The sequence below is a fragment of the Pseudomonas sp. B21-047 genome, assembly GCF_024748775.1.
Classification (GTDB): Bacteria; Pseudomonadota; Gammaproteobacteria; order Pseudomonadales; family Pseudomonadaceae; genus Aquipseudomonas; species Aquipseudomonas capeferrum.
On the sequence record NZ_CP087169.1, the window covers coordinates 2,930,724 to 2,956,759 of the forward strand.

A 26,036-nucleotide genomic window follows, 5' to 3' on the forward strand; every position below is an offset into this window, starting at 1 on the left:
CTTCAACCGTTACGGGTGACGGTAAGCGCAACGGCGGCAATGCGCTCGACGTGTTCATAGCCGGGTTCGTCAAGCTGTTCGCCAAACACGTCGGGGTCGATTTCCCGGTATACCCAGGACCATTGCGGGCCCGCCAGGCGCAGGCGAACAGCCTCGAGCAGCGCGTCCCGGCCTTCGACAATCGCCACCCCGGTGTAGAGCAACAACGTGCCTCTCATGCTCAGGCGTTCCCGGGCCTGTTCGACGATGCGCAGTGACAGCTCGGCGCCCAGCGCCCCGCCCCCGTGGCGGTAGGTGCGCGCATTGTGGTCGAGCATGTAGGGCGGATTGGCCACGATCAGGTCGAAGGTGCCGGTAACGCCGTGAAGCAAATCACTCGGCTCCACGGACACATTGCTGATGCCCGCCAAGGCCGCGTTGATGGCGGTACAGCGCAACGCCAGCGGGTTGATGTCCAGCGCGCTGACCTGTGCATGGGGGGCGGCGCGGGCGATGAGCAATGCCCCCACGCCACTGCCGCAGCCAATATCGACCGCGTGTTCCACGCGATCCGGGCAGCGTTGCAGATGGTCATGAATGACCTGGGCAAAGCGGTAGCTGTCGGGGCCGAAGAACACCGCGTCACTGGCGTGTGTGGGGTACGCCGAATGCACCAGCAGCAGGTCGTCCAGGCTCGACCAACGCACCTTGCTGGCCAGCAGTTCACCGCGCTGCTCCAGCACCTGCGCATGCTGCAGCGCTTGCAATTCGTCGGCCGAAAGCAACGAAGGCGCAAACGGCCGGCTCCAGCCGAACACGTCGCGCAAGTTGCTGGCCTGCCGGGCGCTCTCACGGGCGTTGTTGCGTGCATGGGTGGCGGGGGTTACACAGGTGAAGCGGTAACCGTCCGCACGCAAGCGCTTGCCTAGCTGCAGCAGTGCCAGGTCTGCCTGGGCTTGCTCTGGGTCTAACATCATCACTGACATCCTTCTTGAACCAGGCCCGTGGCGTTGATGAAGGCCTGAGTGGCCAACAACCCCTCCGGCGACGCGTGACGGTTGCCGGCCATGCGCTGCACCAGGGCTTCCACAGTCTCTGCGCGCTGGCTGACCATGGGCCTGTCATCGGCCGACACGTTGATGTGCCAGCTACCCGGCATGACGCGCCGGATAGGCGCCTGCCAGTCGTCAGCGATCCAGTCGTGCCACAACTGCTTCTCGTAGGCCGTGAATACACCGAACATGGCCGCAGCAGGCCCGTCGATCAGTTGCCACCAGCGGCTGTTTACCGGGTTCTCCCCGCGCCGGATCCACCCCTGGGCCTGCAGCGCGTCGACGAAGGCCGGCATGGCGCCGGGCTCGGCCAGCCACTGATTGATGGTGCGCTTTTGCAAACGGCAGTGATCGGCGTGCATGAACTGGCCGTATTGGCGCTTGCGCTCCAGCGCTGCGAACAGCTGTGCCTGCAGGTCGAACTCGGCGACCAATGCGGTCGCTGAAGTGCCCAGGTCGTTCAACCGGTAGCCGCGCCGCACCCGTTGGTAGAAGTGCTGTGCGTCCTGTGCCGGGCACAGTTGTCGTAACGCCTGGAGGGACAGCTGGGCATGGCCGCTGGCGGCGTTGTCGATGGTGACATGCAGCTGAAAGTAATGGCCGTCGATGCCCAGCTCCGCCAGTTCATAGGTGGTAATCAGCAAATGCAGCGGCGGTTGCTCGTAACCCAGGTTGTACCCCAGCACTTCCGGCAGGAATGCGTCACCGTGCTGCCCAAGGGCCAGTTGCACGGCACCTTGCAAGTAGCGCTGGTCATCCAGTTGCGGCAGTTCCAGGCAGCCCAGGCGGCTCAGCAGCCGCTGGTAGATCAGCACATGGTTGCAACGCGGGTCGCCATTACCCAGCTCTTCCAGGTAGGTGCGGATCAGCCCGTGGTAACGGGGGTCGCGCCAGTGCTGCAACGTGCCGTGCAGCCAGGCACCGTCCACCGCCTTGGTGGGTGCAACCTGCTGCAGAAACCACAGGGCATGGGCGCGGTTGCTGAAGAAGTGGCGTGGCGCACCTTGGCGACGTTGCTGCAGGTAGTCGGCATAGGCCTTGGCGACTTCGCCGGCATGATGATCGCTCCAGGCAGGGAGCTGTGCGGGGGTGTCAGGCAAATCGTCCGGCCAGTGTTCAACGCGCGCGATTTGTTCACCCAGCCAGGCGGCGCTTGTGGCGTCCGGGCCTTCCAGGAGGTTCTGGTAGCGGTGTTGCAGGCTCAGGTGTGCTGCGCGAGCCCCTGCATCAGCAGCGGCCTTGCGGGTAATGACCGTCATGCCGAGCTCCTCTGAACTTATTGGGCCGATTTTTGCCCCGGCATAGGCTCGGGGTCAGGCGCAGGCTGCGGCGCTGGCAGATCATCCGGTTTTTGCATTTGCAACGATGGCTTGCTGGGGTCGGCGTCTTTGCCGGGGTGATTGTTGTCTCGGTCGAAACAACCACCCATCAGCGTCATGGCGCCCACCAGGGCGACCCAATGAGTCAATCGCATGGGAAGTCCTCCGTTGTGTTCAATTGCAGTGCCAGGTCGCCCCGGCACTGCGTATTCCTCAATTACGAACGGCCGCCTTTACGGCTGGTGTCGTGAGGCATGTTGCCCCCCGAAGACTGGCCACCTTTACGCCCCGCTTCAGAGGCCTTCTCGCGGTCGTTGGCGAAGTTGCCCGGGTTTTTGCTGCCGCCTTGGCTGCCTTCCTTGCCCTGGGTGCCGGTGCGGCTGTTCTCTTTGTTAGCCATGGTCGTGAAACCTCATATGACTTCAGGAAGCACGGCACTGTGCCGTACATAGGTTCGGAGTTCGGCGATATGGAGGGATTCGTTTTAATGCGACAGGTTCGGACCGGTGGCATTAAATAAGCGGCAGCTGCATATTTGGTGCACCAAGTGACGTCTGGCTCACTCGGTATCCGTTGTATCGAGCCGCGCCTGCCGCCGCCCCAGCCAGCCGCCGGTCGCCGCCCACCCCAGGGCTATCGCGGCCCCCATCAGCATCGCCAGTTGCGGATGCTCGGCCATCACGTCCAGTACCCGCTTGACCCAACCGCTCAGGGCGTCACCGCCGCGGTAGACCACCGTGTCGATGAAGTTCTTGGCCTTGTACTTGTCTTCTGCCGGCAGGACCGTAAAGAGCATCTCGCGCCCTGGCCGCACCAGCGCATACTCGCCGGCCCGGCGCACCACCATGACCACGACGAAGGCGGCGAACACCGGCGCCAGTGCCAGCCAGACAAAACCTGCAGCCATTACCAACGGCACCGCCACGAGCAGCACCCCCACGCCCATCCGTCGGGCCAGGCGTCCGGTCAGGAACACCTGGGTGAGGATCGCCAAGGCCTGGACCACAGTGTCGATCAGGCCGAACACCTGGGTTTGCCGTGTGCGGTCGGTGAAGGTCTCGCTGACAATGCGCGCCTGTTCGAAGTACAGGAACGTGCTGACGCTGGCCAGCAGTACCACGAACAGCGCGATACCCAGCAGATAGGGAGAGCGCAGTACCGCCGTGGCGCCGGCGAACGGGTTGCCACCCAAGGGTTTCGACGACGAGCGCTGCTGGTGCGCCGGCAGTGGATGACGGGCCCGCCAGCGCTGCAAGTACAGCGTTGCGCCTGTGCTGCCCAGCAAGAACACCCCCGCCAGTACCAACAGGCCGGCATGCCCCAGCGGGCCCACCAGCACGGTGCCCAGGATCGGCCCACTGAGCCCGCCCAGGCTGGCACCGGCCGCCAGCAGGCCGAACAGGCGTTTGCCTTGCTCGGTGGAAAACAGGTCGGCAAGCACGCTCCAGCCCAGCGAGATGGTCAGCAGGTTGAACACCGACAGCCAGATGTAGAACGCCCGTGCCGTCCACAGACCGTCTGGATCACGGGCAAAGAGCACAGCGAAGAGCAGCAGGTTGCTGGTGAAAAAGCCATAGGTCCACGGCAGGATATGCCGCCGACGCACTTTCGACGCCAGCCAGCCAAACAGCGGCAGGCACGCCAGGGTGGCAACGAAGGTGCCGGTAAACAGCCATTGCAGGTTGTCCACGCCACCGGCCACACCCATGGTCTCGCGCACCGGGCGCAGCATGAAGTAACCGGTGAACAGCAGGTAGAATAACGACAGCCCGGCAAGCACTGCGGGCCCTTCACCCGGTTGAATGTTCAAGCCGTTGCCCAGGCGCCGCCGCCAGCTTTGCATGGCGTCAGGCAAACTGCTCTATCAGCGCCTGTTGCTGCGCCTGGCTGAGCAGCGGTGTGTGGCCGGCCTTGAGCTGATCGAGCTGGCGATCCGGGCGGCTGGTGGCGGGTATGACCGTAGTTACTGCCGGGTGGCTGATGGCGAACTTGAGAAACAGCTGCGCCCAACTGCCGATGCCTGCCTCTGCAGCCCAGCCAGGCAAGGGCTGGCCCTTGACCTTGGCGAACAGCCGGCCATCGTCGAACGCCCGGTTGATCAGCACCGCAACGCCCTTGTCCTGGCACAGCGGCAGCAGTTCGCGCGCGGCATGTGGCGCATTGACCGAATAGTTGATCTGGATGAAATCCAAGGGCTCGCTGCGCACGATCCTGGCGACTTCATCCTGGCCGCTGTTCAGGTAGTGGGTGATGCCGACGTAGCGGGTCTTGCCCTGCTGCTTGAGTTCACGGGCATAGGGCAGCTGGGTCTGCCAATCGCGCAGGTTGTGGATCTGCAGCAGTTCGACCTTGTCGGTGCGCAGGCTGCGAAGACTGCCGGCCCACTGCGCTTGCGCATCGGCGAGGCTGTCAGCGGCGATCTTGGTGGCAAGGAAGCACTGCCGGCGCCAACCGCCTTCTTCCAGTAATTGGCCAAGGATACTGTCGGCGCCGCCATAGTTGGGCGAGGTGTCGATGACCCTGCCGCCACCCTGGAAGAAGGCCTTGAGCACCGTGGCCAGCTGTTGGTATTCGGCAGTGCCGGCTTCGACCTCGAAACTGCCAGAGGTACCGGCACCGATTACCGGCAGGGCTTCACCGGTGGACGGGATCTTGCGGGTCAGTAGCCCGCTGGGTGCGGCAGCGTGCAACCAGGGGCTTGCGGCCAGCAGCCCCAAAGCTGCGCTGGCGCGCAGGACATCACGACGTGCGTACATGGAAAAGCTCCCGTCATGAATCGGAAACTTTCAAGGCTAGCCGCTCTACCCTGCGCCGGCGAGTGATTCTGTATCTGGATGTTTAGCGATCAGGCCTGCAACAGCAGGCGCAGGTCCAGGCCGGTATCACCCAGGGGTGGGCACCAGTAGTAGCCGCCGGTCAGTGGCCGACTGAAACGGTAGAGGCCATCGATGATGCCGTCTTCCAGGCCGCTCATGCGCCGCAGTTGCACTTCGAAGGCATCGAAACTGTGGCCCAGGGCAACGAAGGCAAGGCCTGCGCCTCGCGCGTCGGCCCAGGCGACCGAACGACGGACCATGAACGCTTCAGGTTCGAAGCTTTCCTGGGCGGTACGCTTGACGTGTGCGGATGCCGGGGCGTCGTCGAGTTCTTCGTTGTCGGCCAGGCGGCGGCCGATGATGTTGTCCTGGTCTGCCTGGGGCAGCGACTTGAAGTACGTCAGGTCATGCTTCCACAGCTGGAACGCGGCAAAGCTGGAACCCCTGAGGCCTGGCTGGCCAGCGTCGACGATGGCCGCTTGCACAGCCTCTTCGTCCACCGGGTTTTCGGTGCCGTCTTCATAGCCGGTCAGGTCGTGCCCGCCCCGGTGAAGGAAGCCGTCGATGCTGTCAGCCAGGTGCAGTGCCGGTGCCAGCGCTTGCTCCAGGGCCTGGGCGCGCAGCAACAAGTCACCCCGCTCGTTACCCCGCAGCCACAGCCACAGGGCGTGCTGGGTACTTGGGTTCTCGACCGCAGCATCCAGCAGCGGGAAGGCACGCAAGCCCGGGACTTCACGGCCCAAGGCCTTGGCCAAGGGTGCGCCGACGCCAAGGATCAGCTGTTCGCCATCGACCTGCGGCAGCAAGGCGTCGAGTGCAGCGGGCAACGCTTCGGGGGAGTGCAGCGTGAAGAACAGGTGGCGGGCATGGGCCGGCACCGGCGTGGCAAGCAGACCTTGCTGAAACGGCATGACAGGCTAATCCTTGATAAAAGCGCGCATGCTACTGCGCCGGCACGCCCTTCGCAACGCGGCATGCAGACGCTGCAGGCGACCAGTTCGGTAACAAAAGGTTACCAAGAGATGGCGCTTTGCAATTAGCTATCAATACAGCGCGGCCTACACTTCTCGGAATCCTTCGTACGACGCCTTGATCCGAGAGCCCTCCATGACTGCCTCGCCCCTGCTTACCGCCTTCCTGCCCTTGGCATTGGGCATCATCATGCTCGGCCTTGGGCTGTCACTGACCCTGGCCGATTTTGCCAGGGTGGTGAAATACCCCAAGCCGGTCGTAGTTGGCCTGGCCTGCCAGATTCTGTTGTTGCCACTGGTGTGCTTCCTGATCGCCAACGGCTTTGGCCTGGAGTCTGCCCTGGCGGTGGGGCTGATGCTGCTGGCCGCCTCGCCGGGCGGCACCACGGCCAACCTGTTCAGCCATCTGGCCCACGGTGATGTGGCGTTGAACATCACCCTGACGGCGGTCAACTCGTTGATCGCGATCCTTACCATGCCGCTGCTGGTGAACCTGTCACTGGGCTGGTTCATGGCGTCGGACCAGGCCATCCCCTTGCAGTTCGCCAAGGTTATGCAGGTGTTCGCGATTGTGCTGCTGCCGGTGGCGTTGGGCATGTTGATCCGCCGTTTTGCACCGGGCTTCGCTGCACGCATGGAAAAGCCGATGAAGCTGGTGGCGGCGCTGTTTCTGGCCTTCACCATCGTGCTGGCCTTGGCCAAGGATTGGCAGACCGTGCTGGCGTATGCCCCAGTAGTCGGCCTGGCTGCCCTGCTGTTCAACCTGCTGAGCCTGTCGGTGGGCTACTGGGTGCCGCGGCTGCTGAACATTCCCAAGCGCCAGGCCATCGCCATCGGCATGGAAATCGGCATCCACAACGGCACCCTGGCGATCGCCTTGGCGTTGAGCCCTTCGCTGCTGAACAACCCGACGATGGCGGTGCCGGCGGCGCTTTACAGCCTGATCATGTTCTTTACCGCAGCCGGCTTTGGCTGGTGGGTAAGCCGTGGGCACGGCGCAACCACGGCAGAGGCCAAAGGCGAGCCGGTCAACTGAGCTCAGGGCCGGTCGCGACGGCTGTGCAATTGGCGCTTCAGCACCTTGAGCGGGGGGGCGTAGAAGAAGCCGAACGACACAGTGCCCTTGCGGCCCTTGATCGCATGGTGCAGACGATGGGCGCGATGCAGCCGCTTGAGGTAGCGATTGACCGGCCGCGGTTTCTGCGGCCAGTGGCGATGGAACACGCCATCGTGGGCCAGCACATACAGCACGCCGTACCCTGCCACTCCCCCGCCCACCCATTGCAGCGGTGCATACCCGCCTTTGCCCAGCGCCACCAGCCCGGCGGCGATCAGCCCGAGCGCCACCAGGTAGAGGTCGTTGGTCTCGAGCATGCCCAGGTGCGGCTCGTGGTGCGAGCGATGCAGCCACCAGCCACAGCCATGCATGATGTACTTGTGAGCCAGCGTGCCAACGCCCTCCATGGCCACCAGTGTGCCGAACAGCACGGCGAGATTGAACAGCATGTAAGGGCCCGGGCAGTATCAAGGGAAGGCGCAAGGGTAACGACTGCCGGCTTTTTTTTCCATGAAGCCGTGACGGGCTGTAGGCACTTTCTGGATGAAGCCGTTGTCATGTTTTTGCCCTTGACCTCGTCTACCTCGCGGCGTAAGGTCCGCGACGCAATTTCGCATCCCTGAACAGGAGTCCTGCATTGGACAGTAGCCCCAGTCGCTTGCGACAGGCCCACTTGGCGAGCTAGTCCGGCAGTGTCCTGCCACTGTCTCGCCGTCATGGTGTGATGGTGGTTTTCTCCAGCCTTCCTGGCTGAAGCCTTCCTCTTTCCCTACCCTTTGTGGCCCTGCGCATTTTCTGGTTATTCAACCACGCCAACACGTGATGGCGTTCATGCGGGCCTGTGCCCGTGGAAGAGGTTTGCTATGGATTGGAAAGTCTTTCTGCTGCGCGTCAGCGTCGCCCTGCTGCTGGGCGCACTCATCGGCGCCGAGCGTCAACTGCGTCAACGCCTGACCGGCCTGCGCACCAATGCACTGGTCAGTACCGGTGCCTGTCTGTTCGTGCTGATGACCCAGGCAGTGCCGGGCATGGCCGCCAACGATGCCTCGCGCGTTGCTGCCTATGTGGTGTCGGGCATCGGCTTTCTGGGCGGCGGCGTGATCATGCGCGACGGCTTCAACGTGCGCGGCCTGAACACCGCCGCCACCCTCTGGTGCACGGCCGCCGTTGGCGTACTGTGCAGCCTTGGCCTGCTGCTGGAGGCCACCCTGGGCAGCCTGGCGGTGTTGTGCGCCAACATCCTGCTGCGTGATATCGCCCAGCGCCTGGACCGCCAGGACATCGTGCCGGCCACTGAAGTGGAACAACGCTTCGAGGTGCGCGTGGTGTGCCGCGCCGAGGACGAAATCCAGGTGCGCAGCCTGATGCTGCACAGCCTGGGCGACCCTGAGCTGCGCCTGCAGTCGCTGCACAGTGAGGACCTGCCCAACCCGGCGCGTCTTGAAGTACGCGCCGAGCTGCTTGGCAACCCGCAGGCGCCGGCGCAACTGGAGCGGCTGGTCAGCCGGGTAAGCCTGGAAAAGGGTGTAAGCTCGGTGCGCTGGCAGCTGCAGCCGCAGGTGGCGGCGGCAGACTGACGCGCACCCACCCGACGGCTTGCAGGACCGACTTGTGCTTATACGCCCTACCCTTACCCGTGACATCCCCAGGCTCGCCGAGGTCGAGCGATCAGCCGCTCAGGCTTTCGCCAGCCTGCCGGCGCTGGCCTGGCTGGCTGCAGGTGATGTGCTGGATATCACCACCCATCAGGCCTGCGTCGATGCCGGTGCAAGCTGGCTGGCCGAGGCTGACACCGGGCAAATTCTGGGTTTTGCGTGCGCAGGGTATGAGCAACAGGCATTGCACATTCATGAGATCTCCGTGCGCCGTGACGCGCAAGGGCAAGGTATCGGGCGCAAGCTGCTCGATCAGTTGGTCACGGTGGCCCGCGCATCAGGCGCCCGGGAACTGACCTTGACCACCTTTGCCGACGTGCCCTGGAATGCGCCGTTCTACAGACGCTATGGCTTCGAAACCCTTGACGAAGGCCCGCTGTGCGCGCGGCTGCGGCAGATTCTGGCCAGCGAAGCTGCCCACGGGCTCAAGGGCCGCTGCGCGATGCGCCTGCGTATCGACTGAGCTGCGCACCCTTGCTGTCATGACAGTTCAGGGGTCTACACCTGCCGCCACGCTATCCGCCAGGCAGTAACGGTCCCGGCCCTGCCGCTTGGCCTGATACAACGCCCCGTCCGCCGCCGCCATCAGGCGTTCGGCGGTGATCGTGTCGCGGGCCAGGTCGCCGATCGCAATCCCAGCGCTGAACGACACACGCCCCAGTGGGCTGCCGCCATGCTCGATCACATGCCGGCGCAGCAGCTGTTGCAGCGCCTGAACGACCAATTCGGCGCCCGGCCCATCAGTGTCGGGCATCAGCAGCGTGAACTCCTCGCCGCCGTAGCGCACCGCCAAGTCCGCCGGACGCCTCAATGCCTGTTGCAACAGCTCGGCGAAACGCTGCAGACACTCATCCCCGGCAAGGTGCCCATAACGGTCGTTGTAAGCCTTGAAGTAGTCCAGGTCGAGCATCACCAGCGCCACCGAGTGCCCCTGCCGGCGGGCCCGCCGTAGCTCCGGTGCGAGCACCGCATCCAGCCGCCGACGATTGCCAAGCCCGGTCAGGCTGTCGGTCAGCGCCAGTGAGCGCAAAGTCTGGTGCGCCTGGTGCAGCGCGCGCTCGATGACAATGCGCTCGCGCAGCTGGCGCAAGACCACCCCGCCAAACGCCGCCAACCCCACCAACAACAGCAGCAAGGCAGCCACCGACTTGATCGCATCGTGCCGCCACGGTGCCACGATGGACTCCCGGGAAAGCCCGGCTTCAACTACCAGCGGGTAACTCGACAAGGCACGGTAGGCATACAGCCGTGGCGTGCCATCCACTACCGCCACCGCCTCGGCCAGCCCTTCGTTGGCATAGGGCAAGTGGTTGCGAAAGATCTCGCTGTTGGCCAGTGTCCGCCCCACCATTCTGGACACGAACGGCCGCCGAACCAGAATGGTGCCGTCGCGCTTGGCCAGTACCAGCGCGCCACGCTCGTCGATCTTGAAATCGCCGTAGTAGCGCACGAACCAGTCCACTTTGATGGTGCCCAGCAATACCCCGGCAAAACGCCCATCGCCATACTCCAGGCGCCGGGAGATGGGGATGATCAGGTCGCCCGTGGAGCGGCTGCGCACCACCGAGCCGATGCGTACCTGATGGCCGGCATGGGTGCGGTGATAAACGAAATAGTCGCGGTCGGCATTGTTGGCATTGGGCGGTATGGCCGCCTGGTCGGTGACCAGCCAGTTGCCATCGGGGCCATACACGAACAACCCATGCAACTGCGGCATCAGCGCCTTCTGCTGGGCCAGCAAGGCATGCAGCCGCGGGCGGTCCATATGCTCGAAGCCGTCACCTTCCAGGCGTTCGGCCAAGGATGCGGTCACCACATCCACCTGGCGTATGGCGTCTTCGGCATGTTGGGCCGTGGCGCGGGCCAGGTTGGTCACCATGTTCTCGGCGTTGCTGAAGGCATGGCGGTAGTCGCGCCAGATGCGCCAGCCCTCCACCACCACGAAAGCCAACATCACCACCACCATGAACGTCAGGACCAGGCGGAACAGCCCCACGGCGCGGCCCTCGCTGGTTACCGCGAGGTGCCCTTCATCATCCTGTTGCCTGGCTGCGCACATTCTATTCCCTTGCGATCCCGCGTTCGCCGCTTATGACTATAGTTCAGCGCCGCTTGCGTGAAGCCAGTTCGATCCACACCGGGGCATGGTCGCTGGCCTTGGGTTCGTTGCGCACCCAGGCATCTACCCCGGCGGCCTTGAGGTAAGGCGCAAGTTCCGGGTTGAGCAGCAGATGGTCGATACGCAACCCGGCATTACGCTGCCAGTGGTTACGGAAGTAGTCCCAGAAGGTATAGACCCGCTCGTCCGGGTGCAAATGGCGTAGCGCATCGGTCCAGCCCTGGCTTAGCAAGCGCTGGTAGCAGGCTCGGGACTCAGGCTGCAGCAGCGCGTCCTTGAGCCAGGAGCGCGGGTTATAGATGTCGAAATCGGTGGGCACGACGTTGAAATCGCCCGCCAGCAACACCGGGTGCTCACTCGCGCGCAAGCGGGCTGCATGTTCGATCAGGCATTCGAACCAGCGCAGCTTGTAGTCGAACTTTGGCCCGGGTTGCGGGTTGCCGTTGGGCAGGTACAGGCAGCCGATGACCAGCCCTTGCACGGCGGCCTCCAGGTAGCGGCTCTGCTCATCCGCCTCCATGCCTGGGAGGCCGCGCCGCACCTCCAGCGGCTCGCTGCCACGGGCGAGAATCGCAACGCCGTTCCACGAAGGTTGCCCCTGATACAAACAGCCGTACCCCACGGCTTCGAGCGCGTCGCGGGGGAACTGCTGATCGGGCGCTTTCAGCTCCTGCAGGCAGGCGATGTCAGGCTTTTCTCGCTCCAGCCAGGCAATCAAAGCCGGTAGCCGACTGCGAATACCGTTGATATTGAAGGTGGCGATCTTCAGCGCTTTCATGCGTCCGGGTCTTCCACATGCGCCCGCACCGCATCTGCGAGCGCGTTGATGTGCGCCTGGTCGGCCATCGCCTTGAGTTGCAGCCAGTCATCCCAGTCGATGGCGCCATCGTCGCGCAGGGCTTCGGCCGTGCGCACCAGCTCATGATGGTAGGCGTCCGGCGACTCGCGCCGGTAACTGACATCGTCATACTGGGCGTACCAGGCCTCAAGCTCGGGGATGCTGCGGTCAATGCTCATGTGCGTGGCTCCTCGCTGCCTGCTTTGAATGTGTGAGCCCTGCCCTCGCTCAACGTTCAACCTTGCTGGCGAGGTGAGCGCCAGTCGGGAAAAACTTTAAACCTTTAGCGCCTGCGCATGCTCAACCGTACGCGACACTGAAGTCGCGCCAACGGTTAAGGAGTGAAGCATGAGCAGTCTGTTCATCAAGCGCGTGGGGCTATCCATGGCGCTGGGCCTGGCGTCGGTGCATGCAATGGCAGCGAGTTCCGATGATTTCGTCGACGCGGCGACCGAAGCGGGCATCGCCGAAGTGGTAACGGGCAACCTGGCCAAGGAGAAAAGCCAGAATGCCGACATCAAAGCGTTCGCCCAGCAGATGGTCACCGACCATACCCAGGCCAACCAGAAACTCGGCGACATTGCCCGCAAGCTGGACATTTCGGTGCCCGATGAGGCGGCACTGACCGACAAGGTCAAGAAGATGATCCTGGAATGGCGTGAAGAATCCTTCGACAAGTCCTACATCAACAACCAGGTCGACGCCCATGAAAAGGCCGTCGAACTGTTCAAGAAAGAAGCCGCATCGTCCGACAAGGCTGAGCTGAAGGCATTCGCCAGCGACACACTGCCTAAACTCGAACAGCACCTGGAGCATGCCAAGGCGCTTCAGGCCAAACACGGCAAGTGAGGCCAGACATGACTAATGATGCATTGCGCGCTGAAGTGTTGACCCGTCTGCTGCACGCCCACCCTGAGGGGCTGGGCAAGGAAGTGCTGGACAACTACCGGGGTGAAAAAGTGGTAGCCGGCATGCTCAAGACGCTTCAGGACGACGGATTGATTCACGACGGCAGCGTCGCTGTCGATGGCAACCACCAGGTCAGCCTGCACTACCCGATCAAGCTGTCCGCTTCGGGCGTGGAAGCCGCCAAGCAATCGCAAGGCTAACCACGGTGAATGCGGGGCCGCTCGGCGGCCCCGTAGCTCACTGGTCTTTCTCGACGTCCCGGGGCGCGATGGCCGGGCCTTGCGGGTCTACCTGGGGGTCTTCCAGGTCTGGCGAGTCGGGGTCAAAACCCAAGTCTTCCTTTTTATCCGCGTGATCGGACGAGTGAGGCCCCTTCTCCGGGGTTTGCTTTGGTCCTGGCGTATGCATGGCACTGTCTCCTGTGAAGGTCTACGGAAGAAAGCACCCGCCCGAGGAAGTTTGATTTATCTAAGGCTATTTGGCTTGGGTGTATTCGCTCAATTGCGTGTGGCAGGCCTTCAGCGCCTCATCGCGCTCCAGTAGCTCAGCCTCCAGATGCTGCACCTGGCGCCCCTGTTCGGCGTGCAGCTCGCGCTTGGCGTCAAGCAACTGCGTTTGCACGTCCAGTTGCCGGCGCATCTCCTCACTGGCGCCTTGGGCCTGGGCCAGGATCGTGCGCAAGCCCTGGATCTGCGCGTCACGCTGCTCCAGCAGTTCGTCACGCGCCTTACGGTCGCTGCTGGCCTGCCGGTGTTCGCCCAACAAGCGCTCGTTATCGCGGTGCAGTCTGGTCAGTTCATCCTGCTTGATGATCATGCCCTGCTGCAGTTGGCGTATTTCTACTTGCAGTTGCTGCAGCTGCGCCTCGTGGCGGCGTTGTTCCTGCTCGCGCTGCTCACGGCTAGCGCTGCGGTAATGCTCCAGCGCATCGCGGGCGTGGCGATGCTTGTCTTCCAGTGAGCGCACCTGCTCTTCCTTGTCGCCCAGGCGCACCTGCAACTCGCCCAATGCCTGGTTGAGGCTGGCGCTGCGCAGTTGTTCGGCCTGCAAAGTGCTCTGGGTCGAAAGCAGTTTTTCCGACTCGGCAGCCAGTGCGGCGGCCTGTATCTGCTGTTGCTGGTGGCCCGCAGCCAGGGCCTGCTGGGCCAGTTGCAACTGCCCTTCAAGCTGCTCGCGCTGCTGGGTGAAAACAGCTTCGGCCTCTTCGATGCGCGCGTCCGCTTCTTCCTGCAGTTGGCTGGCCAACTGCCCGACAAAGCGCCCAAGCGTCTCGCTCAACCCTACGGGCCCTGCCTTAGCCACGGCCTGCTGCTCGTTGAGCTCTTTCAGGTAGCGGTGAATGGTGCTTTTCGAGCCCGTATTCCCCAGCTCGATGCGTACTGCATCAATGCTGGGGTTCTCGCCACGGGCGATCAGAGCCTGACGCGCCTGCTGCACTACCACCTTGTTGATACCGCCCCGGGCCATGCTTGCTCCTACGATTTTGTACCATGGTACGTAACATGTAATTACGTACTAATTTTGACTGCGCTGCGAGGGTATTTCAAGTACTAAATCACATGGAATAATCACGGCTTATCGCATGTGAGGCGCTAGAAATGACAATTTCGAGTGGGAAACGCGCACGGCAGTCGTCGAGTAGCGTCACGCAGAATGCAAAACGCCCCGCCAGGCCAAAGCCTGCGGGGCGTTCGATTGAAGCCTGTAGCGGGGTCAGGCCAAGCGTTCGACCTGCGAAGGCGTACGCCGCATCAGCACCTTGCCATTGCGCACCGACACCAGCGCGTACCCTTGGCTGCGGACCATCTCGTAATCATCCGGCGCCGACAGCAACAGCAAGTTCGCTGGCCGCCCGACCTCGATGCCATAGCGATCCCCCAGGTTGAGCGTACGTGCACTGTTGTCGGTGATCAGGTCCAGGCAGCGCTGCAGGTCTTCATAGCCGAGCATGTGGCAGATGTGCAGCCCGGCCTCGAGGATGCGCAGGATGTTGCCATTGCCCAGCGGGTACCACGGGTCAACGATGGAGTCCTGGCCAAAACACACGTTCATGCCCGCCCGGTCGATTTCCGCCACGCGCGTTACCCCGCGGCGCTTGGGGTAGCTGTCGAAGCGCCCTTGCAGGTGAATGCTCTCGGTCGGGCACGACACAAAGTTGATGCCCGACATCTTGAGCAAACGGAACAGCTTGTAGCAGTAGGCGTTGTCGTAAGAGCCCATCGCCACAGTGTGGCTGGCCGTGACCCGGGCGCCCATGCCCCGCACGCGGGCCTCCTCGGCCAGCACTTCGAGGAAGCGCGACTGCGGGTCGTCGGTTTCGTCGCAGTGCACATCCACCAGGCAGCCGGTGCGCTCGGCCAGGTCCATCAGGAATTTGACCGACGACACGCCCTGGTCGCGGGTGTTCTCGAAATGCGGAATACCGCCGACCACATCGGCGCCGATGGCGACTGCTTCGGTCATCAGTGCCCGGCCGTTGGCGTACGACTCGATACCCTCCTGGGGGAAGGCGACGATTTGCAGGTCGACCAGGTGGCGCACCTCTTCACGCACTTCGACCATGGCCTTGAGCGCAGTGAGATTGGGGTCGGTGACATCGACATGGGTGCGTACGTGCTGAATGCCGTGGTCGACCAGCATGCCGATGGTCTTGGTGGCGCGGGTCTTGATGTCTTCGTGGGTGGTGATTTCCTTGCGTTCGGCCCAGCGCTCGATGCCTTCGAACAAGGTGCCACTCATGTTCCACTTCGGCTGGCCGGCAGTGAGGGTGGCGTCGAGGTGGATGTGCGGCTCGACGAAGGGGGCTACCACCAGGTTCTGCCCGGCATCCAGGTCATCGCTGGCCCCTGGTGCCACCGTACCGCTCTGGGGCTGGATGCTGGCGATGCGGTCGCCGTTCAGTTCGATGCGAAACAAGCCAGCCTTGCCCCGCAGGCGTGCGTTGATGATGTTCATGGCGTTACTCCTTGCCTTGAGCTTCGGTCATGCGCCAAACCAGCATGGCCACCGAAGCGTTCATACGAAAAAGCGGATCGTCCAGGGACTGGCCACTCAGTTGTTCGATGCGTTGAATGCGTTGGTTGATGGTATTACGGTGCAGCCCCAAGCGCTGGGCGGCCTTCAGCCCATTGCCATTCTCCTTGAGCAGGGCGTCGAGGGTATGCACCAGGGTATTGGGATGCTTGCGGCCCGGCGCGATCAACGGCCCAAGTGTCTGGGCGACGAAATCGTCGATCAACGAGCGATCGACGATACCTTGCAGCAGGCGCAGTACACCCAGTTCGCTGAAGTCGCAAAAGCCGTTGGCCGGGCGCAGGTTTTGCGCCACCTCCAAGGCCTGACGCGCCTCGTTGAGTGCATGGCGGTAGTGGGCACACTCCTCGGCACGGCTCGACAGGCCCATGTACAGGCCCAACTCCCCGGCCACAGCGACCAATTGCCGGTGCAGCGCGGCCAGCGTGGCTGGCAGGCCGGCAGCGTCCGGCAGCAACAGCACGAACAGGTCACCCGGCAAGTGCGCGGTCACGGTGCCCGGCCTGCCACGGCACCACGCTTCCAACTGGTCTTCCAGGGCCTGGCGAACGCCTTGCCACACCCGCTCGCCCTGGGCCAGCCCATGGCGCTCGAACAAGCCATCGACGCCCGACAAGCGCAGCGCCAGCAGGCGCCGCGGCTCGTCAAGCGCCAGTGCCAGGTGGGCTGCACGCTGCCGGGCGATCGCCAGGCTTGGATAGTCACCGGTCAACAGCTGGCCCAGGATATCGTTGCGCGAACGCCGCACCTGGGCCATCTGTACCAGCGCCGTCCCGATCAGGTGGGTGACCACCACCATCTTCAGCGCATAGGGCTGCTCGATCAACGGCAAGCCCAGTTGTTCGGCGCGCGTGAGCACGTTGGCCGGGATACCCTGGATGTACGTACCACCGGTAAGGATAACCAGGCCCGCGATGCCCACGGCCTCGCCGTCCTCCACCAGGCTCAGCAGGTTGGCCTCGCCACGGGGGTGGTTGATGCCCGTAACGAACACCAGCTCGCCGCCCATCACCCACTCGGCGATGCCTTCGTTCTCGGCTACATAAGGCCAGCGCACCCGCCGCTGCAGGTTGCGCGCGCCAGCACGCACGGTCATCTCCTCCAAGCCGGGCAGGTGCAGAATTTCATCCAGTGCCAGACTCACGGCTCGACACCCGCCTCGCCTACCACCCGGCGCCGCCCGCTCAGTTCATGCATGAGGATGTAACACAGCGCCGAAGCAGCGATGCCCACCAGCGGCGCGACCCAGGGCGAGGCATACGCCAATACCGCACCTACGGCATAAGCAAAAAGCCCCACCCGGTTGTAACGCGGCAGGCCCGTGGCGCCCAGTGCCGGGTACCGGCCGCGGTGGCGGTACCAGAAGTCGGCCATGATTACACCGCCCACCGGCGGAATCACCGACCCCAGCAGCACCAGGAACGGGATCAGCATTTCGTACATGCCGCCGATGGCCAGCATGATCCCCACCCCGGCCGCGACCAGTGTCGCGGTGCGCCGGCGCTCGCTGCGCAGCAGGTGGCAGGCCGCTGCCGATACGTTGTAGAGGGTCGGGCCCTGAATCGTCCACAGGTTCAGGCACAACATCACCACGGCCGCGAATGACAGGCCTTGCAGCATCATCACCTCGACGATGTCGGCCTGCTGATACACCATCGCGCACCAGGCCCCGGCCACCACCATCAGGCCATTGCCCAGCAGAAACGCAACGATGCTGGCCACCACCGCCACCCGCCCGCTGCGCGCCAGGCGCGTCCAGTTGGTGGCCTGGGTGGCGCCACTGGCGAAGGTGCCGAATACCATGGTCACGGCCGCCGAGAAAGTCATGGTTTCGTGCGGCACCACCGCGGCCAGGCCGGCAAAACCACCGGCATCGCGGGTGGCGATGTACATCGACACCAGCAGCAGCGCGAACATCAATGGCACCGAAACCCGTGATAGCAAGTCCAGGCCTTTAAAACCGATGATGGCCGTGATACTGAAGCCCAAGCCGAACAGCACCATCAAGGGCACGGCAAAGCCCCCTGCCAGTCCCAACAGCTTGACCAGCACGATTGCCACGGTGGCCGTGCCCCAGGCATACCAGCCGAGCTCAGCGAAACCCAACAGAAAATCCGAAAGCCGGCTGCCCGCCTCACCAAAGCAGAAGCGGCCCATCAGCACGGTGTTGAGCCCGCTGCGTGACGCGATGAACGCCAAGGTGGCGGCATACAAAGCCAATAACGTGTTGCCGACCGTGGCCACCCACAGCATGTCGGCAAAGTTGAAGGCCATGCCCAGCTTGCCACCGGCGAACATCGTACCGGTGAAGAATGTGAAGCTGAACAGCACCATGGCAATGGGCAACAGGCCCTTGCGGGAAGCGCGCGGGGCTTCGCAAAGCGGGAATTCGGTAGGTGAGCTCATTGCACGGGGCTCCGGGTGGTAGTTGGAGCAGGTAGAGCAATATGCGGGCCGCTTTCACAGCAGGTGGCAACCCTCGAAATGGGTGGCGAACGGCACAGCATAAGATGTGCACTGTGCCTATTAAAGCAGGGTGCATCCGAACAGGGTGTGTGCTTGATGCCTTGATTTGATGCAGCTACGCACCAAAGGTGAACAATACTGGGTAGTTTTTACCCAGCCCGGCGGCGTTGCCCAGGCGGCCTCATACAGCCCAGTAAAATCAGTTACTTAGGCTTTTTTTGATTACAATGCGTGCCCGTCTCTTAAATCTGCTTTCCCCCATGAAAAAACTGCTCTACGCCGTATCCCTGCTTCTCGCCGTCAACCTCCCCGCCTTCGCCAACCCGCCTTCGACCTTCACCGAAGCCAAGGTCGTCGCCAAACAGAAGATCTACCTGGACCAGGCAAGCAGCGCCATGGGCGACCTGTATTGCGGTTGCAAATGGACCTGGGTGGGCAAGTCGGGTGGGCGCATCGACGCCGCCTCCTGCGGATACGAGACCCGCAAGCAGCAAAACCGCGCCGAGCGTACCGAGTGGGAACACATCGTGCCCGCCTATACCTTCGGTAATCAGCGCCAGTGCTGGAAGAACGGCGGTCGCGAGCATTGTGTCGATGACGACCCGGTCTTCCGCGCCATGGAAGCCGACCTGTTCAACCTGTACCCGGCCGTGGGCGAGGTCAACGGTGACCGCAGCAACTTCAACTACGGCATGGTTGCCGGCAACGCCGGCCAATATGGCCAGTGCCCGACCAAGGTCGATTTCGTGCAGCGTGCTGCCGAACCCCGTGACGAAGTCAAAGGCCTGGTTGCCCGCACTACGTTCTACATGTTCGACCGCTACAAGCTGAGCATGTCGCGCCAGCAGCAACAACTGCTGATGGCCTGGGACAAGCAGCACCCCGTCTCGGCCTGGGAGCAGGAGCGCAACCGGCGCATCGCCGCCATCATGGGGCATGCCAACCCGTTCGTGACCGGCGAGCGCAAATGGACAGCCGACTACAAGCCCGTTGGCAGCGGCGTTGTGCAAGCCCTGCCGGCCAAGCCCGCCAAGGACGCGGCCAAGCCCAGCCTGGCCAGCAGCGCAGCGACCGGCGCAGTGCTCGGCAACCGCAACAGCCATGTCTATCACCTGGCCAATGGTTGCCCGGGTTACGCCCAGGTGGCCTCGAAGAACCAGGTGATGTTCGGCTCCGAAGGCGAGGCGCAGGCTGCGGGCTACCGCAAGGCTGGTAACTGCCGGTAACGGCCGCGCCCCGTCGGGTCAGCGCCTGGGCGTTTCGTTCACCAGGTTCGCCGGGCGTTCACCGGCCAGCGCGCTGAGCAGGTTGTCTACGGCGCAGCGCGCCATGGCCTCGCGGGTATCGTGCGTCGCCGAGCCGATATGCGGGGTCGCCACCACGTTGTCCAGTTGCAACAGGGGCGAATCGTTCGGCAAGGGTTCCTGAACGAACACGTCCAGGCCCGCGCCACGGATGCGCTTTTCACGCAAGGCCGCGATCAGCGCGGCTTCGTCCACCACCCGCCCCCGTGCAATGTTCACCAGAAACGCATGCGGCTTCATCAGTGCCAACTCGCGGGTGCCGATCAGGCCCTCGGTGCTGGTACTCAGCGGTACAGTCAGGCACACGAAATCCGCGTGTTGCAACAGATCGTCCAGGCTGCAATGGCGCGCGTCGTAAAGCGCCTCCACCTCTGGCTTGGGGCGTGGGCTGTGGTAGAGCACGCGCATCCCGAAGCCGGCCGCACCGCGCCGCGCCAGCGCTTGGCCTATGCGCCCCATGCCGACGATGCCTAAGGTCTTGCCATGCACGTCGCTGCCAAAATGCGCCGGCCCGAGGCTGGCCTGCCACTGGCCGTCACGCACCCAGCCCGCCAGCTCCACCACCCGACGCGCACTGGCCAGGATCAGGGCAAAGCCAGTGTCGGCCGTGGTTTCGGTGAGTACGTCTGGGGTGTTGGTCAGCATGATGCCACGTCGGGTCAGGTCGGCAATGTCGTAGTTGTCGACCCCCACCGACACACTGGCGATCACCTTCAATTGCGGGGCGAGGTCGAGCAGGCTGCTGTCCAGGCGCAGGCTCGCGCCCAGCAGCCCCTGAGCGCCGGGCAAGGCATCACGCAGGCGGGCCAGGCCGTCCGGCCGCGTGGTGTCCACCCAGGTCACTTCAACCTGTTGTTGCAGGCGCGCCATGAGGTCGTCGGACAGGCGTTTGTACAGCACGATTCGCTTTTTCATACCAGGGTTTCCTGTTGGCTCATCGCCAGGTGGGAGCCGCCCCGTTTGGCACGGCCAGGCGTTTGGGTTGTTTTCAGCGCTGCCGTGAGCGCGACGGCGGTCAGCAACGCGCCGCACATAAACAGATAAGAGGCGCCCGGCCCGCCGGTGGCGCCATTGAGGTAACCCACCAGCCAAGAGCCGCCGAAGGAACCCAGCGCGCCCATGCTGTTGATCAGCGCCATGGCGCCACCGGCAACGTTGCTGGGGAGGATTTCCGGGACAATCGCGAAGAACGGGCCATAGGGCGCGTACATGCAGGCCCCGGCGATCACCAGCAGTGCGTAGGACCACCAGAAATGCTCGCTGCCCAAGGCATACGAGCCATAGAAGGCCAGCGCCGCGATCAGCAAGGGTGGCCAGACGAAACGCTTGCGCTTCTGCAAGCGGTCCGAAGCCCAGGACACCCCGACCATGGCCAACACCGCTGCCAGATACGGCACCGACGACAGCCAGCCCGCCTGCACGATGTCGACGTTCGCCGCTTGCTTCAGAATCGAGGGCAGCCAGAGCACGAAGCCATAAACCCCGATGCTCCAGCAGAAGTACTGCATCGACAGGATGATCACCTGCGGCGAACGGAACGCCTCGCGGTAGTTTTTCACAGGCTTTATGCCCTGCTGTTCCGCTGCCAGGGCTTGCTCCAGGCTGGCCTTTTCCTGCGCGCTCAACCAGTTGACCTGGGCTGGGCGGTCATCCACCAGGCGCCACCAGAAGAACGCCCAGATCACGGCCGGCAGGCCTTCGATGATGAACATCCAACGCCAGTCGTAGTGTTTGATGAGGTAGCCCGACACCACCGACATCCACAGGATGGTCACCGGGTTGCCGAGCATCAGGAAGGTGTTGGCCCGCGAGCGTTCGGCGCGGGTGAACCAGTGGCAGAGGTACACCAGCATCGCCGGCATTACTGCGGCTTCCACCACTCCGAGCAGGAAGCGGATGCCGATCAGCATGTACACATTGCTGATCATGCCCGTCAGGGTAGCCAGGCCACCCCAGAGGATCAGGCTGACGAAGATCAGCTTCTTCACGCTGCGTTTTTCGGCGTAGATGGCGCCGGGTACCTGGAAGAAGAAGTAACCGAGGAAGAACAGCGCCCCCAGCAGCGATGACAGCACCGGGGTGATCTTCAGGTCGTCGGCCATGCCGGAAGCGGCGGCGAACCCATAGTTTGCGCGGTCGAGGTACGCCAGGCTGTAGGTGACGAACACGATCGGGATGATGTACCACCAGCGGCGGCGCGCGAGACTTGTCGTTTGCATGATGTGTGCTCCTGAGCTTTTTGTTTTTGTTGCAACAGGTACCAAGGGTTCGGGATCAGGCCGTCAGGCGCGCCTGCGCAGGTCGTGCTCCTCCAGTTCGCGGCGCAGCGGCAAGCCTTCCATATCGCCGCGCGACTGCACGGCGCGGCTGCCACACCAGTTGCCGCGTGCCACCGCCTGCGGCAGTTCGCGGCCTTCGAGCAAGGCACTGAGTACACCGACGGCAAAGGCGTCACCGGCGCCGACGGTGTCCACCACCTTGGCCACCGGCACCGCAGCCACCTGGCCCTCGCATCTGCCGGTGCGAAAATAGGCGCCCTCATCACCCAGTTTGATCACCACCAGCTCCACCCCTTTGTCGAGGTAGAACGCGGCGATGTCCGCCGGGGTGTGCTGGCCAGTCAGCAGGCGCCCCTCCTCCAGGCCGGGCAGCACCCAGTCGGCCTTGACAGCCAGGGCGTTGATCTCGCGGACCATGCACGTGCGGTCTGGCCACAGCGAGGGGCGCAGGTTGGGGTCGAACGAAATGCTGCGCCCGGCCGCGCGCATGGCGTCCACCAGCGTGTGGGACAACGCCCTGCATCCGGTCGAAAGCGCCAAGGGGATGCCGGTGGCGTGCAGATGCCGGGCCTGCAGCCAATGCGGGCGGACCTGGGTCGGCGATAGCAGGCTGGCCGCGGAGTGGCCGCGGAAGTACTCCACGGCGGGGTCGCTGCCATCCTCGCAGCGGGCCTTGAGCTGAAAGCCGGTGGGGTGTTTGCAGTCGACTTCGACATCAGTGCAGTCCAGCCCTTCGCGGCGCAGGCTGTCGAGAACGAAGCGGCCTAGCGAGTCGTCGCCAACGCGGCTCAGCCAGCGGACCTTGAAGCCGAGGCGCGACAGGCCGATCGCCACGTTGCTGTCGGCACCAGCGATACGCTTGCCGAACTGCCCGACCTGCGCCAGGTCGCCGGTCTGCTCTGCCACGAACATGGCCATGGTCTCGCCAAAGCACAGCACGTCATGCTCATGCATGGCTCACCTCCTCGCCCAGTTTGGACAGAGCGGCGACCTGAGCACGGGTCAATGTCAGCAAATCGTCGCTGACCAAGGGGTATTCCACCGCACGCACCACACCGGGCGTGAACTCGCCCAGCAAGGCCTCCCAGGCCAGCAGGTCTTCAACTTGCGGGGGCACTGCGGCCAGCCGACCGTCAGGCTTGCGTTCGACCGCCTTGCAGTGCACATAACGCACCCAGCGCCCAAGCGTGCGGGCCGCTTGCTGCGCCGATTGCGCTTGCCATTGCCAGTTACCGATGTCGAAGGTCATGCCCAGCGCCAGGCCAAGGTCGTCGGCGCGCTGGAAGAACCGGCGCATCGGCTCGATGCGCCCGCCCTGCTCGGTCTGGTCGTTTTCGACCAACAACACAGGGCCGTCGTGAGGTATCAGCGTTGCCAACGCCCCCACATCGCAGCGGTCGTTGTAGTGCCCCAGGGACACCTTCAACGCGACCGCGCCTAGTGCGCGCGCCAACGCCAGTTTCTGTGTCAGCCGGGCATCGGGCAGGCCTTGCTCGGTCCACAGTTCAAGGGGTGTCGAGTAAAGGCATTCGAGCTTTGACGCGGCGATGGCGTTGACCAGCGCGGCGGTGTCCGGCGCACTGTCGAACAGCTCTTCGCGCAATTCGACACGGGCAACGCCTGCGGCGGCCAGCAAGCCCAGAAAGTGCGCCTGGCCGCGCTGGCGTACCAAGGTGGCGCCGTAGCTGGAAAGACTGATGGAAACGGGGTTCGAGCGCATTGTTATTGTCCTTATGAAACCGGTTTCATTTTTCGGCACGGCCTAAACGCCACGTGCCTGTGGTTCATTCGCGTGAATGTGTTGAGCCTCGGATGATCAGGTCGGCTTTGAAGTCGATACGTCGGGGTGCCGCGCTTTCGCCGCGCAGGCGGTCGAGCAGGCAGTTGAAGGCGGCCACGCCGATTCGCTCGGTGGGCTGGGCCAATGCGGTGATGCCGCTACCGACCAAGGGGTACCAGTCCAGTTCGTCGAGGGCGATCAGGCCGACGTCTTCGAACAAGCTGCAACCCGAGTCGTGCAGGGCGCGGGTAACGGCCAGCGTGGCCACGCCGTTGCAGGTGAAGATGGCCTGCGGGCCATGGCCGCTGGCCGCAAGAAACGAAGCCAGGCCGGCTGCCAGGCCTGGGGTGACTTCCAGCACCTGGTGGCGCATCCCTGAACGCCGGCTGATGGACGCACCGAACGCCTGCACCCGCTCAACACGCGAACTGGTGCCGTCGAGGGGTTCGGTGACTGCCAGAATGTCGCGGTAGCCCTGCGCCTGCAGGTGGTCCAGGGCTTGTTCGACGGCATCGGCATTGTCCAGCCCGACCAGGTCGACCTTGAGTTCAGGTAATTGACGGTCGACAAGGACCATGGGGATTTCGCGCTGCAGGTTGAGCAGTTCGCCGGGATGATGGCCGAGGGTGTTCACGATCAACCCCTCGACGTTGTAAGACTGCAGGGCCACCAGGTGATGGCGCTCCTGCTCGTCGTCGCGGTTGGTGTTGCACACCACCAGGCTGTAGCCGTGCTGGCGGCAGGCGGTTTCGACGCCATGCATCACCGCTACCGAATAAGGGTTGAGGATGTCCGCCACCAACATGCCGATCAGCCGGGTCTGCCCGCGCTTCAGGCCCCTGGCCATCTGGTTGGGGCGATAGCCGAGGCGCTCGATGACCTCTGCCAGGCGCTTGGCGGTGGCCTCGGCCAGCAACTGGCGATCACCCCCGATGTAGCGCGACACGGTGGCTTTGGATACACCGGCGACACGGGCTACTTCGCTGATGGTCACCCGCTCGCGGGCATTGGCAGGCATGTCGGTCATCGGTGTCCCTTGTGATTATTGTCGGTGACGGTATGAAACCGGTTTCAATACATCAAAACCGGCGCATTTAGTCACCTACCGTTCGTCGGGATTTACCTTGAGCCAAGTGTGAGGGGCGCAGAGCGCCCCCCCTGAGGGTTAATGGGTTGTCACCTGCCCAAGGTCATCCCCAGACGTACGCTTCATGTCATCGGTCCGCAACTTGGCGACCTCGCCCGCCTTCACCGCCCCACCTTGGTTCCCCCAGCTGGTGCGTATGAAACTGACCACATCCGCCACTTCCTGGTCACTCAACCGCCAACCGAACGCCGGCATGGTCAAGTTCGACGGGGCCGTGTGTGTGGCAGGCACCGTGCCGCCGGCCAGTACCACATGGATCAGCGAGGTCGCATCGGCCGTCTGCAGCACCGGGTTGCCGGCCAACGCCGGGAATACCCGGGTATAGCCGTGCCCATCGGTACGGTGGCAGGCCGCGCAGTTGTCGATGTACACCGACGCGCCGGGCTTGCTGTCATCGCCGTTCCAAAGCGCTTGTGCGACCTGCTTGTCATACACATGCGGCTTGTCGTCAGGATTGCTCGCGGGCAACGTCTTGAGGTAACGGGCAATGGCGGTGAGGTCTGCGTCGCTCATGTACTGCATGCTGTGCTCGACCACATCGCTCATGCCGCCGAACACGGCGCTGCGCTCGCTTCGGCCAGTCTTGAGGAACTGCACCAGTTGCGCTTCGCTCCAGTTGCCCAGGCCATCCTTGTGGTCGCCGCGAAGGCTCTTGGCGATCCAGCCCTCAAGCGGGGCGCTACCTGCCAGAAACTGCTCGCCATCCTGCGGGCTCAGCGCCTTTTCCTGCATGGTCAAGGCGCGCGGGGTATGGCAGGCGCCGCAGTGGCCAAGCCCCTCGACCAGGTAGGCGCCGCGATTGACCACCGGGTCGGCAGCCGCCGAGGCCTGCCAGGCTTTCACTTCTGGGGCGAACAACCCGCGCCAGATCGCCAACGGCCAACGCATGCTCAACGGCCATGGAATATCCGTCGCCTTATTGGGCTGGGCAACCGGCTCGACGCCCTGCATGAAGTAGGCATACAGCGCACGCATGTCGTCATCGCTGACGCGCGCATACGAGGGGTACGGCATGGCGGGGTACAAGGTGCTGCCGTCCTTGCCAACGCCATGGCGCACGGCCTGGTCAAAGTCTTCAAAACTGTAATTGCCGATACCGCTGGCGTCAGGCGTGATATTGGTCGAGTACACTGTGCCGATGGGGGTTTCCATGGGCAGCCCGCCTGCGAACGGCTTGCCGCCTTTGGCCGTGTGGCAGGCCACGCAGTCACCTGCGCGCGCCAGGTATTCGCCCTGCTTGATCAGCGTATTGTCGGCATGAGCCGTCAGGCTTGCAGCGCACAGGGCCGTTGCGATCAACATTGTCTTCATG

Annotated in this window: 27 protein-coding genes and 1 pseudogene; 6 read left to right on the plus strand and 22 right to left on the minus strand. The window is 63.6% G+C overall.

Annotated elements, in window-relative coordinates:
- Positions 1–2: 2 nt before the first annotated feature.
- The 7 genes and pseudogenes from LOY26_RS13160 to LOY26_RS13190 all read right to left on the minus strand — a co-directional run bounded on the left by LOY26_RS13160 (position 3) and on the right by LOY26_RS13190 (position 6,077).
- Positions 3–956 carry a class I SAM-dependent methyltransferase gene (locus LOY26_RS13160; RefSeq protein WP_258714877.1) on the minus strand — a complete coding sequence of 318 codons (954 nt, stop codon included), beginning with the start codon at positions 954–956 and terminating at the stop codon, positions 3–5.
- Complete coding sequence (locus LOY26_RS13165) at positions 956–2,290, minus strand: iron-containing redox enzyme family protein (protein ID WP_258714878.1); 1,335 nt, start codon at positions 2,288–2,290, stop codon at positions 956–958. Before LOY26_RS13165 ends, LOY26_RS13160 begins: the two co-directional genes overlap by 1 nt.
- A gap of 17 nt (positions 2,291–2,307) precedes the next feature.
- The gene (locus LOY26_RS13170) at positions 2,308–2,505 is read right to left on the minus strand and encodes a hypothetical protein (protein WP_258714879.1); all 198 of its coding nucleotides are present in this window, start codon (positions 2,503–2,505) and stop codon (positions 2,308–2,310) included.
- A 62-nt stretch (positions 2,506–2,567) separates the two neighbouring features.
- Positions 2,568–2,687, minus strand: a pseudogene (locus LOY26_RS13175) (general stress protein); the annotation flags it as partial.
- A gap of 222 nt (positions 2,688–2,909) precedes the next feature.
- Positions 2,910–4,193: an NTP/NDP exchange transporter gene (locus tag LOY26_RS13180; protein ID WP_258714905.1), complete on the minus strand. Its 1,284-nt coding sequence runs from the start codon at positions 4,191–4,193 to the stop codon at positions 2,910–2,912.
- Positions 4,194–4,197: 4 nt separating this feature from the next.
- Complete coding sequence (locus LOY26_RS13185) at positions 4,198–5,106, minus strand: aldo/keto reductase (protein ID WP_186665412.1); 909 nt, start codon at positions 5,104–5,106, stop codon at positions 4,198–4,200.
- Between the two features lie 89 nt (positions 5,107–5,195).
- Positions 5,196–6,077 carry a Dyp-type peroxidase gene (locus tag LOY26_RS13190; protein ID WP_186653410.1) on the minus strand — a complete coding sequence of 294 codons (882 nt, stop codon included), beginning with the start codon at positions 6,075–6,077 and terminating at the stop codon, positions 5,196–5,198.
- Positions 6,078–6,273: 196 nt separating this feature from the next.
- Between LOY26_RS13190 and LOY26_RS13195 the strand changes: the two genes are divergently transcribed.
- The gene (locus tag LOY26_RS13195) at positions 6,274–7,173 is read left to right on the plus strand and encodes a bile acid:sodium symporter family protein (RefSeq protein ID WP_186665414.1); all 900 of its coding nucleotides are present in this window, start codon (positions 6,274–6,276) and stop codon (positions 7,171–7,173) included.
- A gap of 2 nt (positions 7,174–7,175) precedes the next feature.
- Here the strand turns inward: LOY26_RS13195 and LOY26_RS13200 are convergent, their stop codons facing one another.
- Positions 7,176–7,643, minus strand: coding sequence for a sterol desaturase family protein (locus LOY26_RS13200; RefSeq protein ID WP_186665424.1), 468 nt, complete (start codon positions 7,641–7,643; stop codon positions 7,176–7,178).
- Positions 7,644–8,057: 414 nt separating this feature from the next.
- On the opposite strand from LOY26_RS13200, the gene LOY26_RS13205 reads away from it, so the two are divergent.
- Together LOY26_RS13205 and LOY26_RS13210 are read left to right on the plus strand one after the other, a co-directional pair.
- Positions 8,058–8,771, plus strand: a complete 714-nt coding sequence (locus LOY26_RS13205; RefSeq protein ID WP_033697956.1) for an MgtC/SapB family protein — start codon at positions 8,058–8,060, stop codon at positions 8,769–8,771.
- A gap of 34 nt (positions 8,772–8,805) precedes the next feature.
- Positions 8,806–9,312, plus strand: a complete 507-nt coding sequence (locus tag LOY26_RS13210; protein WP_186653433.1) for a GNAT family N-acetyltransferase — start codon at positions 8,806–8,808, stop codon at positions 9,310–9,312.
- 27 nt (positions 9,313–9,339) lie between these two features.
- Here LOY26_RS13210 and LOY26_RS13215 read toward each other — a convergent pair whose 3' ends face one another.
- The 3 genes from LOY26_RS13215 to LOY26_RS13225 are packed head-to-tail and all read right to left on the minus strand — an operon-like array spanning position 9,340 to position 11,985.
- On the minus strand, positions 9,340–10,908 hold the full coding sequence (locus tag LOY26_RS13215) for a sensor domain-containing diguanylate cyclase (protein ID WP_186665426.1): 1,569 nt from the start codon (positions 10,906–10,908) through the stop codon (positions 9,340–9,342).
- 43 nt (positions 10,909–10,951) lie between these two features.
- Positions 10,952–11,746 carry an exodeoxyribonuclease III gene (gene xth / locus LOY26_RS13220; protein ID WP_186653439.1) on the minus strand — a complete coding sequence of 265 codons (795 nt, stop codon included), beginning with the start codon at positions 11,744–11,746 and terminating at the stop codon, positions 10,952–10,954.
- Positions 11,743–11,985 (minus strand): hypothetical protein, encoded by a 243-nt coding sequence (locus LOY26_RS13225; protein ID WP_033697960.1) that lies wholly within the window; start codon positions 11,983–11,985, stop codon positions 11,743–11,745. Before LOY26_RS13225 ends, xth begins: the two co-directional genes overlap by 4 nt.
- A 169-nt stretch (positions 11,986–12,154) precedes the next feature.
- Between LOY26_RS13225 and LOY26_RS13230 the strand changes: the two genes are divergently transcribed.
- Together LOY26_RS13230 and LOY26_RS13235 are read left to right on the plus strand one after the other, a co-directional pair.
- Positions 12,155–12,655: a DUF4142 domain-containing protein gene (locus tag LOY26_RS13230; protein ID WP_033697962.1), complete on the plus strand. Its 501-nt coding sequence runs from the start codon at positions 12,155–12,157 to the stop codon at positions 12,653–12,655.
- Between the two features lie 8 nt (positions 12,656–12,663).
- A complete protein-coding gene (locus LOY26_RS13235; RefSeq protein WP_186653441.1) occupies positions 12,664–12,915 on the plus strand; it encodes a hypothetical protein in 252 nt (83 codons plus the stop codon).
- Between the two features lie 37 nt (positions 12,916–12,952).
- Here the strand turns inward: LOY26_RS13235 and LOY26_RS13240 are convergent, their stop codons facing one another.
- The 5 genes from LOY26_RS13240 to codB form a co-directional block, all read right to left on the minus strand.
- Positions 12,953–13,123, minus strand: coding sequence for a DUF6021 family protein (locus tag LOY26_RS13240; protein ID WP_167334456.1), 171 nt, complete (start codon positions 13,121–13,123; stop codon positions 12,953–12,955).
- Between the two features lie 66 nt (positions 13,124–13,189).
- On the minus strand, positions 13,190–14,182 hold the full coding sequence (locus tag LOY26_RS13245; protein WP_258714880.1) for a DNA-binding protein: 993 nt from the start codon (positions 14,180–14,182) through the stop codon (positions 13,190–13,192).
- A 246-nt stretch (positions 14,183–14,428) separates the two neighbouring features.
- Complete coding sequence (codA, locus tag LOY26_RS13250; RefSeq protein ID WP_186665430.1) at positions 14,429–15,670, minus strand: cytosine deaminase; 1,242 nt, start codon at positions 15,668–15,670, stop codon at positions 14,429–14,431.
- A gap of 4 nt (positions 15,671–15,674) precedes the next feature.
- Entirely contained in the window at positions 15,675–16,892 is a 1,218-nt protein-coding gene (locus LOY26_RS13255) for a PucR family transcriptional regulator (protein WP_186653467.1), read from the minus strand.
- On the minus strand, positions 16,889–18,154 hold the full coding sequence (gene codB, locus LOY26_RS13260; protein WP_186665432.1) for a cytosine permease: 1,266 nt from the start codon (positions 18,152–18,154) through the stop codon (positions 16,889–16,891). Before codB ends, LOY26_RS13255 begins: the two co-directional genes overlap by 4 nt.
- A gap of 320 nt (positions 18,155–18,474) precedes the next feature.
- Here codB and LOY26_RS13265 point away from each other — a divergent pair, with 320 nt between their 5' ends.
- Positions 18,475–19,440 carry an endonuclease gene (locus LOY26_RS13265; RefSeq protein ID WP_033697968.1) on the plus strand — a complete coding sequence of 322 codons (966 nt, stop codon included), beginning with the start codon at positions 18,475–18,477 and terminating at the stop codon, positions 19,438–19,440.
- Positions 19,441–19,458: 18 nt separating this feature from the next.
- Here LOY26_RS13265 and LOY26_RS13270 read toward each other — a convergent pair whose 3' ends face one another.
- The 6 genes from LOY26_RS13270 to LOY26_RS13295 all read right to left on the minus strand — a co-directional run bounded on the left by LOY26_RS13270 (position 19,459) and on the right by LOY26_RS13295 (position 26,026).
- Entirely contained in the window at positions 19,459–20,433 is a 975-nt protein-coding gene (locus tag LOY26_RS13270) for a D-glycerate dehydrogenase (protein ID WP_186665440.1), read from the minus strand.
- The gene (locus LOY26_RS13275) at positions 20,430–21,737 is read right to left on the minus strand and encodes an MFS transporter (protein ID WP_033697970.1); all 1,308 of its coding nucleotides are present in this window, start codon (positions 21,735–21,737) and stop codon (positions 20,430–20,432) included. The genes LOY26_RS13270 and LOY26_RS13275 overlap by 4 nt, the downstream gene beginning before the upstream one ends.
- A gap of 63 nt (positions 21,738–21,800) precedes the next feature.
- Positions 21,801–22,751, minus strand: a complete 951-nt coding sequence (locus LOY26_RS13280) for a sugar kinase (RefSeq protein ID WP_186665441.1) — start codon at positions 22,749–22,751, stop codon at positions 21,801–21,803.
- Positions 22,744–23,517, minus strand: a complete 774-nt coding sequence (locus LOY26_RS13285) for a sugar phosphate isomerase/epimerase (protein ID WP_258714881.1) — start codon at positions 23,515–23,517, stop codon at positions 22,744–22,746. The genes LOY26_RS13280 and LOY26_RS13285 overlap by 8 nt, the downstream gene beginning before the upstream one ends.
- Before the next feature lie 64 nt (positions 23,518–23,581).
- Positions 23,582–24,604 carry a LacI family DNA-binding transcriptional regulator gene (locus LOY26_RS13290; protein ID WP_258714882.1) on the minus strand — a complete coding sequence of 341 codons (1,023 nt, stop codon included), beginning with the start codon at positions 24,602–24,604 and terminating at the stop codon, positions 23,582–23,584.
- A 138-nt stretch (positions 24,605–24,742) separates the two neighbouring features.
- Complete coding sequence (locus tag LOY26_RS13295; protein WP_408980773.1) at positions 24,743–26,026, minus strand: c-type cytochrome; 1,284 nt, start codon at positions 26,024–26,026, stop codon at positions 24,743–24,745.
- Between the last annotated feature and the right edge of the window lie 10 nt (positions 26,027–26,036).

Excerpts from the sequence above, each read along its gene's own strand:
- LOY26_RS13225 (WP_033697960.1), bottom strand. The coding sequence starts at position 11,985 with ATGAGCATTGACCGCAGCATCCCCGAGCTTGAGGCCTGGTACGCCCAG.
- LOY26_RS13230 (WP_033697962.1), top strand. The coding sequence starts at position 12,155 with ATGAGCAGTCTGTTCATCAAGCGCGTGGGGCTATCCATGGCGCTGGGC.
- codB (WP_186665432.1), bottom strand. The coding sequence starts at position 18,154 with ATGAGCTCACCTACCGAATTCCCGCTTTGCGAAGCCCCGCGCGCTTCC.
- LOY26_RS13190 (WP_186653410.1), bottom strand. The coding sequence starts at position 6,077 with ATGCCGTTTCAGCAAGGTCTGCTTGCCACGCCGGTGCCGGCCCATGCC.
- LOY26_RS13200 (WP_186665424.1), bottom strand. The coding sequence starts at position 7,643 with ATGCTGTTCAATCTCGCCGTGCTGTTCGGCACACTGGTGGCCATGGAG.
- codA (WP_186665430.1), bottom strand. The coding sequence starts at position 15,670 with ATGAACATCATCAACGCACGCCTGCGGGGCAAGGCTGGCTTGTTTCGC.
- LOY26_RS13185 (WP_186665412.1), bottom strand. The coding sequence starts at position 5,106 with ATGTACGCACGTCGTGATGTCCTGCGCGCCAGCGCAGCTTTGGGGCTG.
- LOY26_RS13265 (WP_033697968.1), top strand. The coding sequence starts at position 18,475 with ATGAAAAAACTGCTCTACGCCGTATCCCTGCTTCTCGCCGTCAACCTC.
- LOY26_RS13215 (WP_186665426.1), bottom strand. The coding sequence starts at position 10,908 with ATGTGCGCAGCCAGGCAACAGGATGATGAAGGGCACCTCGCGGTAACC.
- LOY26_RS13275 (WP_033697970.1), bottom strand. The coding sequence starts at position 21,737 with ATGCAAACGACAAGTCTCGCGCGCCGCCGCTGGTGGTACATCATCCCG.
- LOY26_RS13205 (WP_033697956.1), top strand. The coding sequence starts at position 8,058 with ATGGATTGGAAAGTCTTTCTGCTGCGCGTCAGCGTCGCCCTGCTGCTG.
- LOY26_RS13160 (WP_258714877.1), bottom strand. The coding sequence starts at position 956 with ATGATGTTAGACCCAGAGCAAGCCCAGGCAGACCTGGCACTGCTGCAG.
- LOY26_RS13245 (WP_258714880.1), bottom strand. The coding sequence starts at position 14,182 with ATGGCCCGGGGCGGTATCAACAAGGTGGTAGTGCAGCAGGCGCGTCAG.
- LOY26_RS13295 (WP_408980773.1), bottom strand. The coding sequence starts at position 26,026 with ATGTTGATCGCAACGGCCCTGTGCGCTGCAAGCCTGACGGCTCATGCC.
- LOY26_RS13235 (WP_186653441.1), top strand. The coding sequence starts at position 12,664 with ATGACTAATGATGCATTGCGCGCTGAAGTGTTGACCCGTCTGCTGCAC.
- xth (WP_186653439.1), bottom strand. The coding sequence starts at position 11,746 with ATGAAAGCGCTGAAGATCGCCACCTTCAATATCAACGGTATTCGCAGT.
- LOY26_RS13240 (WP_167334456.1), bottom strand. The coding sequence starts at position 13,123 with ATGCATACGCCAGGACCAAAGCAAACCCCGGAGAAGGGGCCTCACTCG.
- LOY26_RS13285 (WP_258714881.1), bottom strand. The coding sequence starts at position 23,517 with ATGCGCTCGAACCCCGTTTCCATCAGTCTTTCCAGCTACGGCGCCACC.
- LOY26_RS13270 (WP_186665440.1), bottom strand. The coding sequence starts at position 20,433 with ATGAAAAAGCGAATCGTGCTGTACAAACGCCTGTCCGACGACCTCATG.
- LOY26_RS13290 (WP_258714882.1), bottom strand. The coding sequence starts at position 24,604 with ATGACCGACATGCCTGCCAATGCCCGCGAGCGGGTGACCATCAGCGAA.
- LOY26_RS13170 (WP_258714879.1), bottom strand. The coding sequence starts at position 2,505 with ATGCGATTGACTCATTGGGTCGCCCTGGTGGGCGCCATGACGCTGATG.
- LOY26_RS13165 (WP_258714878.1), bottom strand. The coding sequence starts at position 2,290 with ATGACGGTCATTACCCGCAAGGCCGCTGCTGATGCAGGGGCTCGCGCA.
- LOY26_RS13280 (WP_186665441.1), bottom strand. The coding sequence starts at position 22,751 with ATGCATGAGCATGACGTGCTGTGCTTTGGCGAGACCATGGCCATGTTC.
- LOY26_RS13180 (WP_258714905.1), bottom strand. The coding sequence starts at position 4,193 with ATGCAAAGCTGGCGGCGGCGCCTGGGCAACGGCTTGAACATTCAACCG.
- LOY26_RS13195 (WP_186665414.1), top strand. The coding sequence starts at position 6,274 with ATGACTGCCTCGCCCCTGCTTACCGCCTTCCTGCCCTTGGCATTGGGC.